Annotated in this window: 14 protein-coding genes; 4 read left to right on the forward strand and 10 right to left on the reverse strand. The window is 42.5% G+C overall.

Annotation, left to right across the window (positions count from 1 at the left end; translation table 11 throughout):
- Positions 1-78 precede the first annotated feature (78 nt).
- Both Xedl_RS27925 and Xedl_RS16285 read right to left on the reverse strand, forming a co-directional pair.
- Positions 79-228 carry a hypothetical protein gene (locus Xedl_RS27925; RefSeq protein WP_158024398.1) on the reverse strand — a complete coding sequence of 50 codons (150 nt, stop codon included), beginning with the start codon at positions 226-228 and terminating at the stop codon, positions 79-81.
- Positions 229-302: 74 nt separating this feature from the next.
- Positions 303-1,364 carry a DUF1266 domain-containing protein gene (locus Xedl_RS16285; protein WP_244149733.1) on the reverse strand — a complete coding sequence of 354 codons (1,062 nt, stop codon included), beginning with the start codon at positions 1,362-1,364 and terminating at the stop codon, positions 303-305.
- A 451-nt stretch (positions 1,365-1,815) separates the two neighbouring features.
- On the opposite strand from Xedl_RS16285, the gene zur reads away from it, so the two are divergent.
- Positions 1,816-2,328, forward strand: coding sequence for a zinc uptake transcriptional repressor Zur (zur, locus tag Xedl_RS16290; protein ID WP_074024835.1), 513 nt, complete (start codon positions 1,816-1,818; stop codon positions 2,326-2,328).
- Between the two features lie 148 nt (positions 2,329-2,476).
- On the opposite strand, the gene lexA is transcribed toward zur, so the two are convergent.
- Both lexA and Xedl_RS16300 read right to left on the reverse strand, forming a co-directional pair.
- Positions 2,477-3,094: a transcriptional repressor LexA gene (gene lexA, locus Xedl_RS16295; protein WP_074024836.1), complete on the reverse strand. Its 618-nt coding sequence runs from the start codon at positions 3,092-3,094 to the stop codon at positions 2,477-2,479.
- Between the two features lie 118 nt (positions 3,095-3,212).
- Positions 3,213-3,584, reverse strand: a complete 372-nt coding sequence (locus tag Xedl_RS16300; protein ID WP_074024837.1) for a diacylglycerol kinase — start codon at positions 3,582-3,584, stop codon at positions 3,213-3,215.
- Positions 3,585-3,722: 138 nt separating this feature from the next.
- On the opposite strand from Xedl_RS16300, the gene plsB reads away from it, so the two are divergent.
- Positions 3,723-6,191, forward strand: a complete 2,469-nt coding sequence (plsB, locus tag Xedl_RS16305) for a glycerol-3-phosphate 1-O-acyltransferase PlsB (RefSeq protein ID WP_074024838.1) — start codon at positions 3,723-3,725, stop codon at positions 6,189-6,191.
- 72 nt (positions 6,192-6,263) lie between these two features.
- On the opposite strand, the gene ubiA is transcribed toward plsB, so the two are convergent.
- The 3 genes from ubiA to pgi form a co-directional block, all read right to left on the reverse strand.
- Positions 6,264-7,118 (reverse strand): 4-hydroxybenzoate octaprenyltransferase, encoded by an 855-nt coding sequence (gene ubiA / locus Xedl_RS16310; protein WP_074024839.1) that lies wholly within the window; start codon positions 7,116-7,118, stop codon positions 6,264-6,266.
- Between the two features lie 47 nt (positions 7,119-7,165).
- The gene (gene ubiC, locus Xedl_RS16315; protein WP_074024859.1) at positions 7,166-7,678 is read right to left on the reverse strand and encodes a chorismate lyase; all 513 of its coding nucleotides are present in this window, start codon (positions 7,676-7,678) and stop codon (positions 7,166-7,168) included.
- Between the two features lie 178 nt (positions 7,679-7,856).
- The gene (gene pgi / locus Xedl_RS16320) at positions 7,857-9,503 is read right to left on the reverse strand and encodes a glucose-6-phosphate isomerase (RefSeq protein WP_074024840.1); all 1,647 of its coding nucleotides are present in this window, start codon (positions 9,501-9,503) and stop codon (positions 7,857-7,859) included.
- 277 nt (positions 9,504-9,780) lie between these two features.
- On the opposite strand from pgi, the gene lysC reads away from it, so the two are divergent.
- Both lysC and iclR read left to right on the forward strand, forming a co-directional pair.
- Positions 9,781-11,154 (forward strand): lysine-sensitive aspartokinase 3, encoded by a 1,374-nt coding sequence (lysC, locus tag Xedl_RS16325; protein ID WP_074024841.1) that lies wholly within the window; start codon positions 9,781-9,783, stop codon positions 11,152-11,154.
- A 214-nt stretch (positions 11,155-11,368) separates the two neighbouring features.
- Positions 11,369-12,199 (forward strand): glyoxylate bypass operon transcriptional repressor IclR, encoded by an 831-nt coding sequence (gene iclR, locus Xedl_RS16330; protein WP_074024842.1) that lies wholly within the window; start codon positions 11,369-11,371, stop codon positions 12,197-12,199.
- An 87-nt stretch (positions 12,200-12,286) separates the two neighbouring features.
- Here the strand turns inward: iclR and aceK are convergent, their stop codons facing one another.
- The 3 genes from aceK to aceB all read right to left on the reverse strand — a co-directional run bounded on the left by aceK (position 12,287) and on the right by aceB (position 17,069).
- Positions 12,287-14,023 carry a bifunctional isocitrate dehydrogenase kinase/phosphatase gene (gene aceK / locus Xedl_RS16335; RefSeq protein ID WP_074024843.1) on the reverse strand — a complete coding sequence of 579 codons (1,737 nt, stop codon included), beginning with the start codon at positions 14,021-14,023 and terminating at the stop codon, positions 12,287-12,289.
- An 85-nt stretch (positions 14,024-14,108) separates the two neighbouring features.
- The gene (gene aceA / locus Xedl_RS16340; RefSeq protein WP_074024844.1) at positions 14,109-15,416 is read right to left on the reverse strand and encodes an isocitrate lyase; all 1,308 of its coding nucleotides are present in this window, start codon (positions 15,414-15,416) and stop codon (positions 14,109-14,111) included.
- Between the two features lie 57 nt (positions 15,417-15,473).
- Positions 15,474-17,069 carry a malate synthase A gene (gene aceB / locus Xedl_RS16345; protein WP_208605077.1) on the reverse strand — a complete coding sequence of 532 codons (1,596 nt, stop codon included), beginning with the start codon at positions 17,067-17,069 and terminating at the stop codon, positions 15,474-15,476.
- Positions 17,070-17,124: the final 55 nt, after the last annotated feature.

Consider the following 17,124-nt stretch of genomic DNA (forward strand, 5'->3'; position numbering starts at 1 on the left):
ATACTCTCTTTCGAAAATCTAAGCTGTAACCCATCTCATTTTATGCCTTGTCATCTTAGGTTTAGATATTATGTCATATTAGTATGATTTAGCTATATCTGGGCTGATGGCTTCAATTTGTGATTTTAAAAAGCGTTGAATGTCTTGTCGTTCTTTCAGCTTTTCTGCTTCAAATGAAGTCATTTCAACTTTTATTAACGTATCCTGTGCTAACTCATATATTGCCATGTTTGTACTTACACTATATTTCTTGTTATTGTTCCTTTGTGCCATATAGTATACATAACTATTCCTACAGGCTGTTAATGCAAGACACGAGTTTCAATATGGTTATTATCCTCATCCATTACTTCATCGTCGTCGAGTGAATCTTCCATTTGTTGATCGCGCAATATGGAATTTACAACATCAGCAAAACCATCTTTCATATATTGCTCTATAAAAATACCTTTCGGGTTTGGCCAAGGTAATTTAGCCATCGGCCAGTCACAATACTCTTTGTAAAACAAAAACTCTTTCAGGCGCCCTTTCACTTTGTCAAAATCCCGACTCCAGTAAGCATTACCTAACCGATAATTCGTGTAGAATTCATCAAAGCTGCCAAAAATTTCATAAACATAATCGGCTGTTTTGAGTATATTTTTCCACGCCGTTGCTTCACTAATATAGCCCGCAGCAAAACAATTTCGGCTTAGTACAATCGCCCGCCAAAGATCAAATCCCCAAAGTAAGGCGGGAGGGCGTCCATTAATTGAACAAGAACATTGCTGTACATATTCCTCTGGCTCTTCAATTAAACTGCCAAGTACCTTAAACATGTCCCCATCGGTAAAAACTGCATCAATCGCAAAACGCTCTGAGTGCATTCCCGCCCATAAATCATGCAATACTTTCCAATAATCTTTTTCATCAAGTACTCCCCAATCTTTATAGATCCGAGATTGGTGAGGCTCTGCATCTGATAAAGGCAAGATACGATATTGGTAATTATCGTGGGAAACACGGCTTTTTAAAGGGTAATGCTCTAATGTTTCTGTCCAAAAACCATCGTAATAACAGCTAATTATATGCAATCGCAATGCCTGACGCTTTTCTTCCGGCAAAACAGAACACTTTGCCTGTAAGTAATAACGTTTCTGTTCGGTAATCGGGAGATTTTTGATGCTCTGGAAACGATAAAAGGAGAAATATATACCAAGTAAGCTCAAGCCAATTAAGCTAGCCCAAAGTATATACCCCTTTGAAGGTACGTTATTAACATCAAAGATCAGTATTGTTACTCCGACAGATAATACACTCAGCAAAAGTGTTGCAATCCAAAGAACACCTAAACCCACTACCTGAATAGGTTTGAGAAATGTCACCCTTTTTCTTTCCTTAAGGATATTTTTGATTATCCGAAAACCATTAACAGGAAATCTTCTATTATTCGGGTGGTTTTGCAATAATTCTTTCATTTTTAATCCATTAATTAAGTAAGATGTATTTAGAATATTTTTAATGTTGAAGTCTTTTCCCTTCCTAAGTGGAACCATTAAAATAAACAGCTTTTTTATTAATCATTATAAATTAACTTGTTCTCGCAGACATTATCCAATATTTTCAACTTTATTTTCTCCGTTTTTTAGCCCATTTTATTGTTCTTATCCACGGATTAATTTTATTTTCAAGTATCTCATCATGACAAGATAACCCCTTCTCTTCACAGGGATACTACACATCAGAAGAGAACTGAACATCATATCGATCCCACTCTCAGGTTAAAAAACATGATAACATTAAAGTCATTAGCATCGTGTAGGTGTGAGAGGTGTAATGAAAACTATCAATCAAAAAAAGTTACTGGCACAGGCTGAAGCAATCTGCCTGTCAAGAGGGGTTCGTTTGACACCCCAACGCTTTGAAATTCTTCGTTTAATCACTGAACAGCCTAGTGCGATAAGCGCTTATGATTTGCTGGATTTATTGCGTGAAGTCGAACCACAAGCCAAACCTCCAACGGTTTACCGTGGGTTGGAGTTTCTGCTGGAACAAGGTTTTATTCACAAAATAGAATCCACAAACAGCTATGTGCTATGTCATCATTTTGAAGAGCCTTGTCATACTTCGGCAATGTTTATCTGTGAATTTTGTGGTTCAGTAACCGAAAAGGATGCAAAAGATATTGAATCAGCTATTCAACAATTAGCGCAGGGTACGGGATTTCACTTGCGAAATAGTGTGATAGAAGTTCATGGCATGTGTTTTTCCTGCCATGAGATTAAATCCTGCACAAAGCGCGATACGTGTCAGCACGATCATGCGGTTGAAGAAAATAAAAAGAAATAAGAAAAAACGCTAAAGGCCAAATTGAGTAATGAGGCGGTCATAATTGATATAATCATATATTTTCAAGTGCCCGCTGAACTTAAGTTTAACGGGTTCTGGGAAAAATGACCGCCCCAGAATGGCAAACTGCAATTATCCGCCTTTACAATCAGAACCAGTCCCCGCTACGAATAACGCCGACAGCCAATCCTTCAATAGTGAAATTCTGCTCGCTCAAATCAACAACAATGGGTTCAAATTCCGGATTCTCAGCAATCAGTTCAATTTTGTTCCCTGTTTGTTTGAAGCGTTTTACAGTAACTTCATCTTCAATCCGCGCCACAATGACTTGCCCATTATGAACATCCTGGGTTTTATGCACAGCCAGTAAATCTCCGTCCATAATCCCAATGTCTTTCATGGACATCCCACTGACACGTAACAGAAAATCAGCGCTTGGTTTGAATAATTCAGGATCAACCTTATAGTGACTTTCGATGTGTTCCTGAGCCAGCAGTGGTTCCCCAGCAGCAACACGACCGATCAGCGGCAACCCTGCCCCTTCATCTTGCTCTTCAAGCAGCAAACGGATACCTCTGGATGCACCAGAAATAATCTTTATCACCCCTTTACGCGCAAGTGCCTTTAAATGCTCTTCTGCTGCGTTAGGTGAACGAAAACCAAGACGCGCTGCAATTTCAGCACGTGTTGGTGGCATACCCGTTTGCGAAATATGGTCACGCACCAAGTCATAAACTTGCTGCTGCCTGGCAGTTAATGCTTTCATTTCGCCCCCTGTTTGTTTATACAGTCAAGCTGTGAGTATATACAGGTAAAATCGAATTGGGAACCTGTCAGCATGTAAAAGCAGCTAAATAACGTATTTGATGAAAAAATGCGCTATCTCAGCGCATAAAATGCGACCAAAAAATCATTCCCCAAGTGAACAACGCCAAGAATATGGTGAGCAATACAGCCGCAGATCCCATATCTTTCGCTCGACCTGATAATTCATGATATTCACTACCGATGCGATCCACGACGGCTTCTATGGCACTATTGAGGATTTCGACAATGACCACCAGCATAACAGAGCCAATCAGGAGGAGTCTCTCAAATAAGCCAAAGTCTAAAGAAAATGCAATGATGATCGCAAATATGGCAGCAATGGCTTCCTGCCGGAATGCCGCTTCATTTTGCCATGCGGCCTTAATTCCTTTCACCGAATATCCAGCCGCTTTAATGATGCGGCTCAAACCTGTTGATTGATTTGCCATAAAAATTTTCTTTAATTAACTTAATGATTGTATGGTTATATAACTTTTAGCTCTTATTATTGTCTCACTTTCCACAGATCTCAAAACCTGTTTCTGGTATCCTTGCGATGCATTGCTAATAAGAGGCTTAAAGCAGTTATGTCAGGTTGGCGTAAAATATATTATAAGTTATTGAATTTACCACTAAAATTATTAGTAAAAAGTAAACTAATCCCTACAGATCCTATTGCGGAGCTGCGTCTTGATACGACTCGGCCTATTTTGTACATATTGCCGTATCACTCAAAAACAGACTTATTGACTCTACGTCAGCAGTGTCTGGCGCAAGATTTACCTGATCCATTAAATCCTTTGGAAATTGGTGACACACAACTTCCCAGTTGTGTCTTTATCGATAACGGTCCACGTGTATTCCGTTGTTATGCGCCAAAACATGAATCTGTGAGAATTTTCCACTCTTATCTGGACTTGCATCATAATAATCCCGATCTAGATATCCAGATGGTGCCAGTTTCCGTCATGTTTGGGCGTTCCCCAGGGCGCGAAGGACAAGAAGGGCATACCACCCCACAATTACGCTTACTAAATGGCGTGCAGAAGTTTTTTGCGATCTTATGGCTTGGACGGGATAGTTTTGTCCGTTTCTCCACACCAGTGTCTCTACGCCGTATGGCCGACGAACATGGTACAGATAATATCATCGCCAATAAGCTCGCCCGTGTGGCTCGGATGCACTATTCCCGCCAGCGTCTTGCGGCTGTTGGGCCTCGTTTGCCTGCCAGGCAGGATCTGTTTAATAAGTTACTGGCATCAAAAGCAATAGAAAAAGCGATTGCTGATGAAGCCCGTAGCAAGAAAATCTCTCCCGAAAAGGCCAAGCAGAACGCCATCAATATGCTGGAAGAGATCGCGGCAGATTTTTCCTATGAAACCGTACGCTTGACCGATCGAGTTTTAAGTTGGACCTGGAACCGTTTGTATCAAGGCATCAATGTTCATAACGCCGAACGAGTTCGCCAATTGGCACAGGACGGCCATGAACTGGTTTATGTTCCATGTCATCGCAGCCATATGGACTACCTTTTGCTCTCTTATGTGCTCTATCATCAAGGGCTGGTTCCACCGCACATTGCTGCGGGCATTAACCTGAATTTCTGGCCTGCCGGCCCGATATTCCGTCGTCTTGGTGCGTTCTTTATCCGCCGTACGTTTAAAGGCAATAAGCTCTATTCAACCCTCTTTCGTGAATATCTTGGTGAATTGTTTACCCGCGGTTATTCGGTTGAATATTTTGTCGAAGGAGGACGCTCCCGTACTGGTCGTTTGCTGGATCCCAAAACGGGTACGCTCTCCATGACCTTGCAAGCCATGCTGCGAGGGGAATCTCGTCCAATCACGATTGTGCCGATCTATATCGGTTATGAACATGTGATGGAAGTGGCAACTTATGCCAAAGAGCTGCGCGGTGCAACCAAGGAAAAAGAAGGCTTTTTCCAGATGGTACGCGGGTTGCGCAAATTACGTAATCTGGGACAAGGTTACGTGAATTTTGGTGAACCGATCCCGTTGATACAATACCTGAGCCAGCATGTACCAGAGTGGCGTGACTCCATCGACCCAATAGAATCCCAGCGTCCAACATGGCTGACGCCAACAGTCAGTAAACTGGCTGACAATATTATGGTCAATATCAATAATGCTGCCGCAGCCAATGCTATCAATTTATGCACTACGGCATTGTTGTCATCGCGTCAGCGAGCACTTACTCGTGAACAGCTTATTGAACAGTTGGATTGCTATCTGCAATTACTGCGGAATGTGCCTTACACTGACGATATCACGGTGCCAAATCAAACCGCAGAAGAGTTGCTAGATCATGCTCTTATGATGAATAAGTTTGAGGTCGAGAAGGACGGTCTGGGAGATATTATTATCCTGCCACGTGAAAGCGCGGTATTGATGACTTATTATCGTAATAATATCCAGCACTTATTAATCCTGCCATCCTTGATTACCAGCATTGTTATGCATCACCGCCGTATTAGTCGCAGTGAATTGCTTAGACAGGTAGCGCTGATTTATCCGCTGATCAAGCAGGAACTCTTCATGCGTTACAGTAAGGAAACGCTTCCCGACGTCGTCAATACCTTGATTGATGAGCTGGCACGTCAAGGCCTTATCTGCAACAAAGAGCAAGGAATACTGGTGCTAAATCCTGCACGTATTCGTCCACTGCAATTGCTGGCAGCCGGCATCAGGGAAACGCTGCAACGTTATGCTATTACGCTCTCTTTGTTAAATGCCACCCCTGAAATCAGCCGTGGTGTACTGGAAAAAGAGAGCCGGATGCTGGCACAACGTCTGTCGGTTCTGCATGGCATCAACGCGCCAGAGTTCTTTGACAAGGCGGTTTTTGCTTGCTCGGTCAATACGCTGCGCGAAGAAGGTTATATTCAAGACAGCGGTGATATGATTACAACCAGTGCCCAGGAACTCTATCATGTATTGAGTGAGTTGATGTCACCTGAAATTCGCTTGACGATTGAAAGTGTCAGTATGCCACCAGAACAGAATGAACCTGTACAGATAGCGCAAGATCAACCATAACGATGCCAAACGGGTTATGGAAACAGAAATTAACGGGCGGATAACCGCCCGTTATATTAGAGCTACGCCATACTAGATATAGCTAAAAAAGATGCCAAGGAATAGAACTAAACCAACGTAGTTATTGTTCATAAACGACTGAAAACAGGCGGCTCTCTCCCGATTTGTGATCAGTTTCTGCTGATAAACGAATAATGCGGTTGCCAGCAATACTGTCCAATAATATATTCCCCCCAGATTCACCATCGCGCCAACTAAGACCAAAATGCCCAGCATGATGAATTGCAGAATGCCAATGATCAGTTTATCAAAGCGTCCAAAAAGCACTGCGGTCGATTTCACACCGATTTTCAAGTCATCGTCACGATCAACCATTGCATACTGCGTATCATAAATTACAGACCAAATAATATTGGCGAAAAATAATAGCCAGCATTCTAATGGTAAGGATTCACTTACTGCGGAAAATGCCATAGGAATTGACCAGCCGTAAGCAGCACCTAATACAACTTGTGGCAAGTGACTGACTCGTTTGACAAAAGGGTAAATCCACGCCAGTGCCAGACCGACAACCGACAATGCAATGGTCATTTTATTCAGTGTCAGAACCAGCGCAAAAGAAATGAGTATCAGTGTGGCAAACAAGATTTTGCTTTCTTTTTCGGTAATAGCCCCACTAGGAAGAGGACGAGATTTTGTCCGTTCTACATACCCATCAAATTTTCTGTCTGCGAAATCATTAATGCAACATCCCGCCGCACGCATGAAAAACACACCGAGAGTAAACACTAACCCTATGTGCAAATCTGGCATGCCCTTTGCGGCGATCCACAATGCCCAATAGGTTGGCCATAATAGTAATAATGTGCCAATGGGTTTATCGATACGCATTAAACGGCAATAAGCACACCATTTATTCCGCGTCATACAGACCTTCAATCTATTTCTCCCCTTTAATTCTGTTGATCTTAATTTTATTTATATACAGGTGAATTCGGTAAAAAAACCTCTGTGAGTAGCAATGGTTTGCCCGACAGCCTCAATAAAGAACGACGTACCCAACGCCCCCCTTGTCGGCCTATTTGAATATAATCCCGCGTTAGATTATTACCACTAAAAAGATAACGTCCAAGTGGAACAGTGCCTACATCAACCAATTTTTTATCTGGGCCAGTGAGTGTTTCCTCAGGAATAACTGTGCGCCCCAAAAGCCACGGGACGTTATCCCCATACAAAACAATTTCACGTAACCAATATTTTTCACTTACAGGTAAGTGCTCACTTTCACCATTTAACTCTTCCAGAGTGATAAAGTTTTCCCGAAAAGGAGCAACCGATACATGCTGACAATGTTGCTCAAAGCGACGTGTCATTGAGCCTACTTCCATCAGCCAATCTAAAACAGATCCAGGCAGAAGGTCGGTCTCATTTGGTGATAACCAGTGGATGGGGGTTGAATTTAATATTGTGTCATCTGCCATTATTATTTTCCCATTGCGGGGAATAGCAATTTCCCCGACAGCACAACGAATGGGGAGTGAGGATATCATGTTGCAGACCAATAAAATTAAAAGTTGATAACAAATTATGTAAATCACAAAAAAACTCACCTTAATAACTATTGCTATTAAGGTGAGAAAAGATTAGGTGATATGGCGGTTCAGATTAACGCCATGCTTTGAACTGGTTAATCAGGCCATTTGTAGAGCTGTCATGGCTAGTTACCGCCTCTGCATCGTGCAGTTCAGGCAGAATACGGTTCGCCAATTGTTTGCCCAATTCTACGCCCCATTGATCAAATGAGAAGATATTCAGAATAGCGCCCTGAACAAAGATTTTATGTTCATACATCGCAATTAATGCTCCCAAACTGAATGGGGTAATTTCACGTAATAAAATGGAGTTAGTCGGGCGATTACCTGCAAACACTTTGAATGGCACAACATTCGCCACGTCTTCGGCAGTTTTTCCTGCTTGCGCAAATTCAGCTTCCACCTGAGCCTGTGTTTTACCAAATGCCAATGCTTCCGTTTGTGCAAAGAAGTTAGAGAGCAGTTTGCTATGGTGATCACTCACTGGGTTATGGCTAATTGCTGGTGCAATAAAATCACACGGGATTAATTTAGTTCCCTGATGGATAAGCTGGTAGAACGCATGTTGACCATTAGTGCCAGGCTCACCCCAGATAATCGGACCGGTCTGGTAATTTACCGGATTGCCATCACGATCGACGTACTTACCATTTGATTCCATGTTGCCTTGTTGGAAGTAGGCAGCAAAACGGTGCATGTATTGATCATAGGGCAGAATCGCTTCAGTTTCCGCACCAAAGAAATTGTTGTACCAAATGCCGATCAGTGCCAACAAAACAGGAATGTTCTGTTCGAAGGCGGTTTGCTCAAAATGTTTATCCATTGCATGAGCGCCACTGAGCAACTGGGCGAAATTTTCATAACCAATAGAAAGCGCAATAGATAAGCCAATTGCAGACCAAAGCGAATAACGCCCTCCGACCCAATCCCAAAACTCAAACATGTTTTGGGGATCGATACCGAATTTTTTCACTTCATGTTCATTGGTTGATAATGCCGCAAAATGCTTCGCGATATGCGCTTCATCAATAGCACTTTGCAGGAACCAATGACGGGCAGAATGCGCGTTAGTCATCGTTTCTTGCGTAGTAAACGTCTTAGAAGCAACCAGGAACAAGGTAGTTTCTGGATCTAAGTTCTTTAGCGTTTCAGCAATGTGGGTTCCATCAACATTGGAAACAAAATGCATATTCAGGTGATTCTTATACGCTTTCAGTGCCTCAGTCACCATATAGGGGCCAAGATCAGAGCCACCAATGCCAATATTGACGACATCTGTCATGGCTTTGCCTGTATAGCCTTTCCACTCACCACCGATGATGCGTTCACTGAATGATTTCATTTTCGCCAACACCGCATTGACTTGCGGCATCACATCTTCCCCATCTACTATAATCGGGGTATTACTACGGTTACGTAGGGCAATATGCAACACCGCACGATCTTCAGTACGATTAATTTTCTCACCAGAGAACATACTGCGAATTGCACTGGCTAAATCAGTTTCTTGCGCCAATGCTTGTAATTTCTCCAGTGTTTCCGCGGTAATGCGGTTTTTGGCGTAATCCACCAGAATCTGCTGATCAAATGTCGCAGAAAATGCGGTAAACCGTTCTTTATCCTGTTCGAACAGATCCCGTAAATGCACATTTTTCATTTGCTCAAAATGCTGTTGCAATGCTTTCCAGGCTTCGGTCTGGCTAGGGTTGATGTTTTTCATGAATAATGCTCTCTATCAACTGTCAATAAACAATAGGAATTCACAGATTGTAACGGTTTAATGCTGTGATTTATCTCCCTTTCCTTGTAATTACTGATATTGGTCAAAATAGCCCATAATTTCCAGCCCTAATTGTTGAGATAGGCAAAAACGATAATTTCATTTCCATCATGAAAATTATTTATGTTTCATCGTCAAACATTGACTCCGTACGTCTAACCCGATATTTCTAACAGCCTATTCTTTGAACTGTTTTCCGAACAAAAGGTTATCATCCATGTGTGCTGTTTCATCTCCTAATTCGCAGTATGTGGTAGCAAAATTTGGTGGTACTAGTGTGGCAGATTTTGATGCCATGAATAATTGCGCCGACATTATTTTGGCGGACACCAATGTCCGTGTGGTTGTTCTGTCAGCTTCCGCTGGCGTCACTAATTTACTGGTTGCATTGGCCGCTGGCTGCGATAGCGATAAACGGGAGAGCCATCTGAAACAGATCCGTGACATTCAATACGCTATTATTGACCGATTGAGTGAAGCGGATGTGATCCGTGAGGAAATTGATCGTCTGCTGGAAAATATTGAGATGCTGTCAGAAGCAGCATCGCTCGCTACTTCAGAAGCATTGACAGATGAATTGGTTAGCCACGGTGAAGTCATGTCCACCTTATTGTTTGTAGAGTTGTTACGTCAACGCAATACGGGTGCCGAATGGTTTGATATCCGTCGGATCATGCGAACCAATGATAACTTTGGGCAGGCAGAACCGGATATACTCCAGCTCCATATTTTGGCAATGGAACACCTTTATCCCCGCCTGAACGATACAATCGTCATCACTCAAGGGTTTATTGGCAGAGAAGAAAAAGGTCGTACAACCACACTGGGGCGAGGTGGCAGCGATTATACCGCGGCCTTACTGGGTGAAGCGCTGGGTTTACAGCGTGTTGATATCTGGACAGATGTTCCAGGCATTTACACGACTGATCCCCGTATTGTTCCTACCGCTAAACGCATCAATAAAATTGCTTTTGATGAAGCGGCTGAAATGGCAACTTTTGGTGCCAAAATCCTCCATCCTGCCACACTACTACCGGCAGTTCGCTGTGACATTCCGGTATTTGTCGGCTCCAGTAAAGAGCCACAGGCAGGCGGTACAATAGTCTGTGATAAAACAGGAAATCCCCCACTGTTTCGTGCATTGGCTCTGCGCCGCAAACAAACTTTACTGACATTACATAGTCTGAAAATGCTACATGCCAGGGGCTTTCTGGCAGAAGTTTTTACCCTACTGTCACGTCATAATATTTCGGTGGATTTGATTACCACATCAGAAGTGAGTATCGCCCTGACGCTGGATACCAAAGGTTCCACCAGCACGAATGGCAACCTGCTGACCAATGCGTTGCTAACTGAACTTTCTAAATTGTGCCGTGTGGAAGTCGAAGAAGATATGGCGCTGGTGGCGATTATCGGTAATGAACTTTCACGGGCAAAAGGATTGGGAAAAGGGATTTTTGGCGTGTTGGAACCCTTTAATATTCGTATGATTAGCTGTGGTGCAAGCAGTCATAATGTCTGTCTGCTCGTTCCTGGTAACGATGCGGAACAGGTGATTCAGACATTGCATCAGAGTTTGTTTGAAGAATAACAAAATAAAGTCAAACATAGTGCCAGAAAAACCCGCATAAAAAGCGGGTTTTCTTGATCTTGCAAAGAGGACAGTTAATCAAACTTATGAATGAACACATCGGATGTGTTTTTCCCCTCTTTATCATCCATAATAAGAAAACGAAAATAAATTCCATTTTTTGTCTATCGCAGCACCTATTGTTGCAAGCAGACTATTATCCAGAGGGAATCTTATGAGCACAGCCGTTGTTAGCAAACGTACAAAAAAAACTAAGATGATGACAAACAGTGCCGCTGCAAGCGGTCAGGTTCAATCTTTAAGTCGAGGACTGACACTTTTGGAATATATTTCCGATTCGCCTGTTGGTGTTGCCTTGACTGATCTGGCGATACAAGCTGGTCTACCTAACTCCACAACTCACCGTCTTTTGACCACCTTGCAGCAACATGGTTTTGTCCGCCAGATAGGTGATTTAGGGTTATGGGTGATCGCTTCCCATGCTTTTGTCGTTGGCAGTAGTTTCTTACAGAGCCGTAATCTGATGGTGCTGGTTCATCCGATATTGCGTCAGTTAATGGAAGATTCCGGTGAAACCGTCAACCTTGCCATCCTTAATCTGGATGAATATGAAGCCGTCATTGTCGATCAAGTGCAGTGTAATGCGCTGATGAGAATGTCCGCTCCTATTGGCGGTAAGCTACCGATGCACGCTTCCGGTGCTGGAAAAGCCCTGCTGTCTACCCTATCTGAGCAAAAACGCCTCCAATTGCTGCATAAAAAAGGGATGCACGCTTATACCCAACATACCTGTACCACCGCCGCAGCATTAACAGAAAATCTCGAACAGATCCGCAAGCAAGGTTTTTCATTTGATGATGAAGAACATGCGTTAGGGTTACGCTGTATTGCTGCCTGTATCTATGATGAGCATCATGAAGCCTTTGCCGCTATTTCCATCTCTGGCCCAGTATCGCGCATCTCTGATGATCGAGTAACTGAACTTGGCGCTCTTGTCATGCGGGCCGCAAAAGCAGTTAGCCGAGAATACGGTGGAATTAAGTAATTTTCGCTAAGATCTTGGCTAAAAAGCTGATTTGTTTTGTTCCCGCTGGGCGAATAACCAGTGGGCTGCAAAAGAATTTAAGGCAGATCAACCAATTGAATACGTGATCCGCTGGCCGAACCGTTGTCTACGACGATAAGCAAAAACATCCTCTATATGCCCATTTTTAATACGCTCTTGCAGTGTTCGCCAGTACTCTGCTTTAAATAGATCACTGTGACTTTCTTCAAAATAATACTGAATACATTTGTCAGTACATAAAAAATGCCGAAATTCTTCGGGAAAAACATCGTTAACCGCAACACTGTACCAAGGTTCACTAGCCAACTCATCTTCTGGATAACGTGGCGGAGGAATATCCCGAAAGTTCACTTCGGTCATGTAACAGATTTCATCATAATCGTAGAAAATTACCCTTCCGTGGCGCGTCACACCAAAATTTTTAAACAACATATCACCTGGAAAAATATTTGCGGCAGCCAATTGTTTAATGGCATTTCCGTATTCTTCAATCACATCCTTCAATTGTGTTTCATTGATCTGTTCCATATAAATATTTAATGGCATCATTTTACGCTCCATATAAAGATGCTTTATTAAGATTTTATCTCCCAAATTTTCTAACTTTTCTGGTATCTCTTTTTGCAATTCTTCCATTAACTCGGAGCTAATATGGCGTTTATCAATGACAAAGTTTTCGAATTCCTGGGTATCAGCCATTCTTCCAACACGATCATGCTCTTTTACCAGACGATAGCACTCCTGAACACGCTCTTGAGAAACCTCTTTCTGTGGCGCAAACTTATCTTTAATCACTTTAAATACACGATCAAATGAAGGGAAAGTGAAAACCAGCATTACCATGCCCTTCACACCGGGCGCAATCGTAAACTGTTCCTGAGTGGAATTAATGAATGTCAGATATTCACGATAATATTCTGTTTTACCGTGCTTCTGACAACCTATCGCCATGTATAGTTCTGCCGTGGATTTTGTCGGAAGAATTTCACGCAACCACTCAACTAAAGCGGCAGGCAAAGGTGCATAAACCATAAAATAGGAGCGGGCAAAACCAAAAACAATACTGGCATCATCGTAGCTGGTCAGACAGGTATCGACAAAAATTCCTCCCGATTCATTGTGATGAATCGGGAACAAAAAGGGATAAACCGTCATCCCCATCCTGATTTTTCCTACCAACCAGGCTGCTTTATTACGATAAAATAGCTCATTAGCAATTTGGAACGTGGAATATAATAAATCGCATTGGGAAAATGTATTCTGTAAATATTGCGTGATATAACCAATATCCCGATCCAAATCCTCCCATTTAAGACGCAGTGGCAAATCATTTAAGATGGTTCGCAACATAGATGCGAGATCCTCATTAGGAAAAAAATCCCGTGATAATGGACGAGAAATATGGCGAAAACGGGAAGAGGGTTGAGACGAAAAGATATAGAGATTTTCTGGCTTCAAATTACGATGCTTGAAAAAACGACAATAAACCGAATTAAAAAAACTTTCGGCAATTTCAAAACGCGGATAGTCAGGCAATAAACGGGTATAAACCGCTTTAACTTCGGCAATATAATCTTCATCATATTGTAATGGTGTATGAATGCGCTTCAATTGCTCCACTACCAATCCAACATGATGATCATATAAGTTAATTCTCTTTTTCATGGCCTGCTGTACAGCCTGCCAATCAGCCTGTTCAAAACGTTGTTGTGCCCCAGAAGTGACTTCCAGAAATCGACCATATTGCGCATCAAATCCCTGCAAAATGGTTTGTGCAATTAATTGTGCGAGATCTATTTCCATATTTAGCCACCTTTATCCGACACATAATGGGGTGTTCCTTGTGGAACTCCCCCAATCGTCTATTATCTCCATCAATATAATGAAGTTAGAATTGCTGTTCTTCTGTCGATCCGGTTAATGCAGTAACAGAAGAACTCTCTCCCTGAATAATCGTGGTTACTTTATCAAAATATCCCGTTCCCACTTCCTGCTGATGTGAGGAGAATGTATAACCACGCTCAAGAGCAGCAAATTCTTGTTCCTGAACTTTTTCAACATAATGTTTCATTCCTTCACCACGTGCATAATCGTAGGCCAAATCAAACATGTTGAACCACATGCTATGTATACCCGCAAGTGTAATGAACTGGAATTTATATCCCATAGCAGATAACTGATCTTGAAAACTGGCAATCGTTTTATCATCCAGATTCTTTTTCCAGTTGAAAGAAGGTGAACAGTTATAGGCCAACAATTTGCCAGGATATTTAGCATGGATGGCTTCAGCAAAACTGCGAGCCGTTTCAATATCCGGTGTAGAGGTTTCGCACCAGACAACATCGGCGTAAGGAGCATAAGCCAACCCACGGCTAATCGCTTGTTCAATGCCGGCACGTGTACAATAGAAACCTTCACAGGTTCGCTTACCAGTAATGAAGGCGTTGTCATAGGGATCACAATCTGAAGTCAGTAAGTCTGCTGCATCTGCATCGGTACGCGCAATTAACAAGGTGGGGACACCGGATACATCAGCCGCCAACCGTGCAGCTATCAGCTTCTGAATTGCCTCTTGCGTCGGAACCAAGACTTTGCCGCCCATGTGTCCACATTTTTTCACTGCTGCCAGTTGATCTTCAAAATGCACTGCGGCAGCACCAGCCTCGATCATCGCTTTCATCAATTCAAATGCGTTGAGTACACCACCAAATCCGGCTTCCGCATCCGCGACAATCGGCAGGAAATAATCAATATATTCTTGACTATCTGGATCGATACCATTTGACCATTGGATCTGATCTGCACGACGGAAGCTATTATTGATACGCTTGATGACATTAGGAACAGAATCAACGGGATACAGTGATTGATCAGGATACATACTGGCTGCGGTATTTGCATCTGCCGCCACTTGCCAGCCGGAAAGATAAACCGCCTCAATACCTGCTTTCGCTTGCTGAAGTGCCTGGCCGCCAGTTAGTGCTCCAAGTGCGTTCACATAGCCTTTTTTCGAGTTGCCATTCAGCAATTCCCACAACTTTTTCGCCCCTATCTGCGCTAAAGTGTATTCAGGATTGATAGAACCACGCAATTTAACGACATCTTCAGCACTATATGGACGAGTGATATCTTTCCAACGCGGTTGTTGCCATTCTTGTTCCAGTTGAGCGATTTGTTGTTTCCGGGAGATGGTCATGATGTTCTACTTCCTATTCTTAATTAAACGGATGTGTTTGCTATTATTGTCTTTAAGCTAGTCTAATAACTGATAACCAGGTAATGTTAGGAAATCAATTAAGTTGTCCTGAGTGGTAATTCTTTCCATCAAATCAGAAGCTTCCATAAATCGCCCTTGATTAAAGCGCGGCTCCCCGACTTCCTGCCTAATAACAGCTAATTCTTCTTTCAACATTTCTCTGAACAGTTCTTTTGTCACTTTTTTACCATTAGAGAGTGATTTTTCATGGCGAATCCATTGCCAAATAGACGTTCGGGAAATCTCTGCCGTAGCAGCATCTTCCATCAAACCGTAAATCGGTACACATCCATTCCCCGAAATCCAGGCCTCTATGTACTGAACTGCAACACGAATATTGGCACGCATTCCCTCTTCTGTTCTTTCTCCCAAACAAGGCGCAAGCAATTGTTCAGCCGTAATCGCATCATCTCCTTCGCGCAAAACTGTTAATTGGTTTTGACGCTCTCCCAGTTTTGCATCAAAGATCTCCATGACAATATCCGCAAGCCCTGGATGCGCAACCCATGTACCATCATGGCCGTTATTGGCTTCCAACTCTTTATCGGCTCTGACTTTGTGCAAAACTTGCTGATTTTGCACAGGATCTTTACTAGGAATAAATGCCGACATTCCTCCCATTGCAAACGCACCGCGTTTATGACAAGTTTTAATCAGCAAGCGAGAGTAGGCACTCAGGAAAGGTTGTGTCATCGTAACGGATTGACGATCCGGCAAAACGCGGTCAGCATGATTTTTCAGTGTCTTGATATAACTAAAAATATAATCCCAGCGCCCACAATTGAGACCAACGATGTGATGACGTAAGTGATACAGAATTTCATCCATCTGGAATACGGCGGGTAATGTTTCAATCAAAACCGTTGCCTTAATCGTACCTATTGGCAAATTGAAACGTGATTCGGCAAAACTGAAAACATCACTCCACCATTGTGCTTCATGGTAGCTTTGTATTTTGGGTAGGTAAAAATAAGGACCGCTGCCTTTTTGCAGTAACTCCTTATGATTCAAGTAGAAATAGAGAGCAAAATCAAACAACCCGCCAGAAATCGGTTCGTTCTTATAGAGAATGTGTTTTTCTGGCAGGTGCAACCCTCTAACCCGAGCAATCAATACTGCGGGATCTGCTTTCAACTCATAACGCTTACCCTGCTCATTGGTATATGAGATAGTACTATTGACAGCATCCCGTAAGTTAATTTGTCCATCGATGACCTTATCCCATTCAGGTGCTAATGAATCCTCAAAATCTGCCATAAATACTTTTACATTTGCATTTAAGGCATTGATAACCATCTTGCGCTCTACAGGTCCCGTAATTTCAACCCGACGATCTTTGAGATCATCGGGTATTCCCTGAATTTTCCAATCGCCATCTCTAATGGAAGCTGTTTCCGAAATAAAATTAGGTAATAAACCGTTATCTATTTTTTCCTGCCAATGTATACGTTCATCTAATAATTTTGTACGTCTGTCAGAAAATTCGATAATTAAATCCTCTAAAAAGCGAATGGATTCAGGTGATAACACCTGATTTTCTGCCTCTCCAAAAGGTTTAATAAAAGTTAATTTTGTTGCTAATGCCTGTTGCATAATCTCCCCGCTTCTCACTTTTAAATACTTCATCTGCTTAAGAATAATCAATTAA

The organism is Xenorhabdus eapokensis (assembly GCF_001908105.1).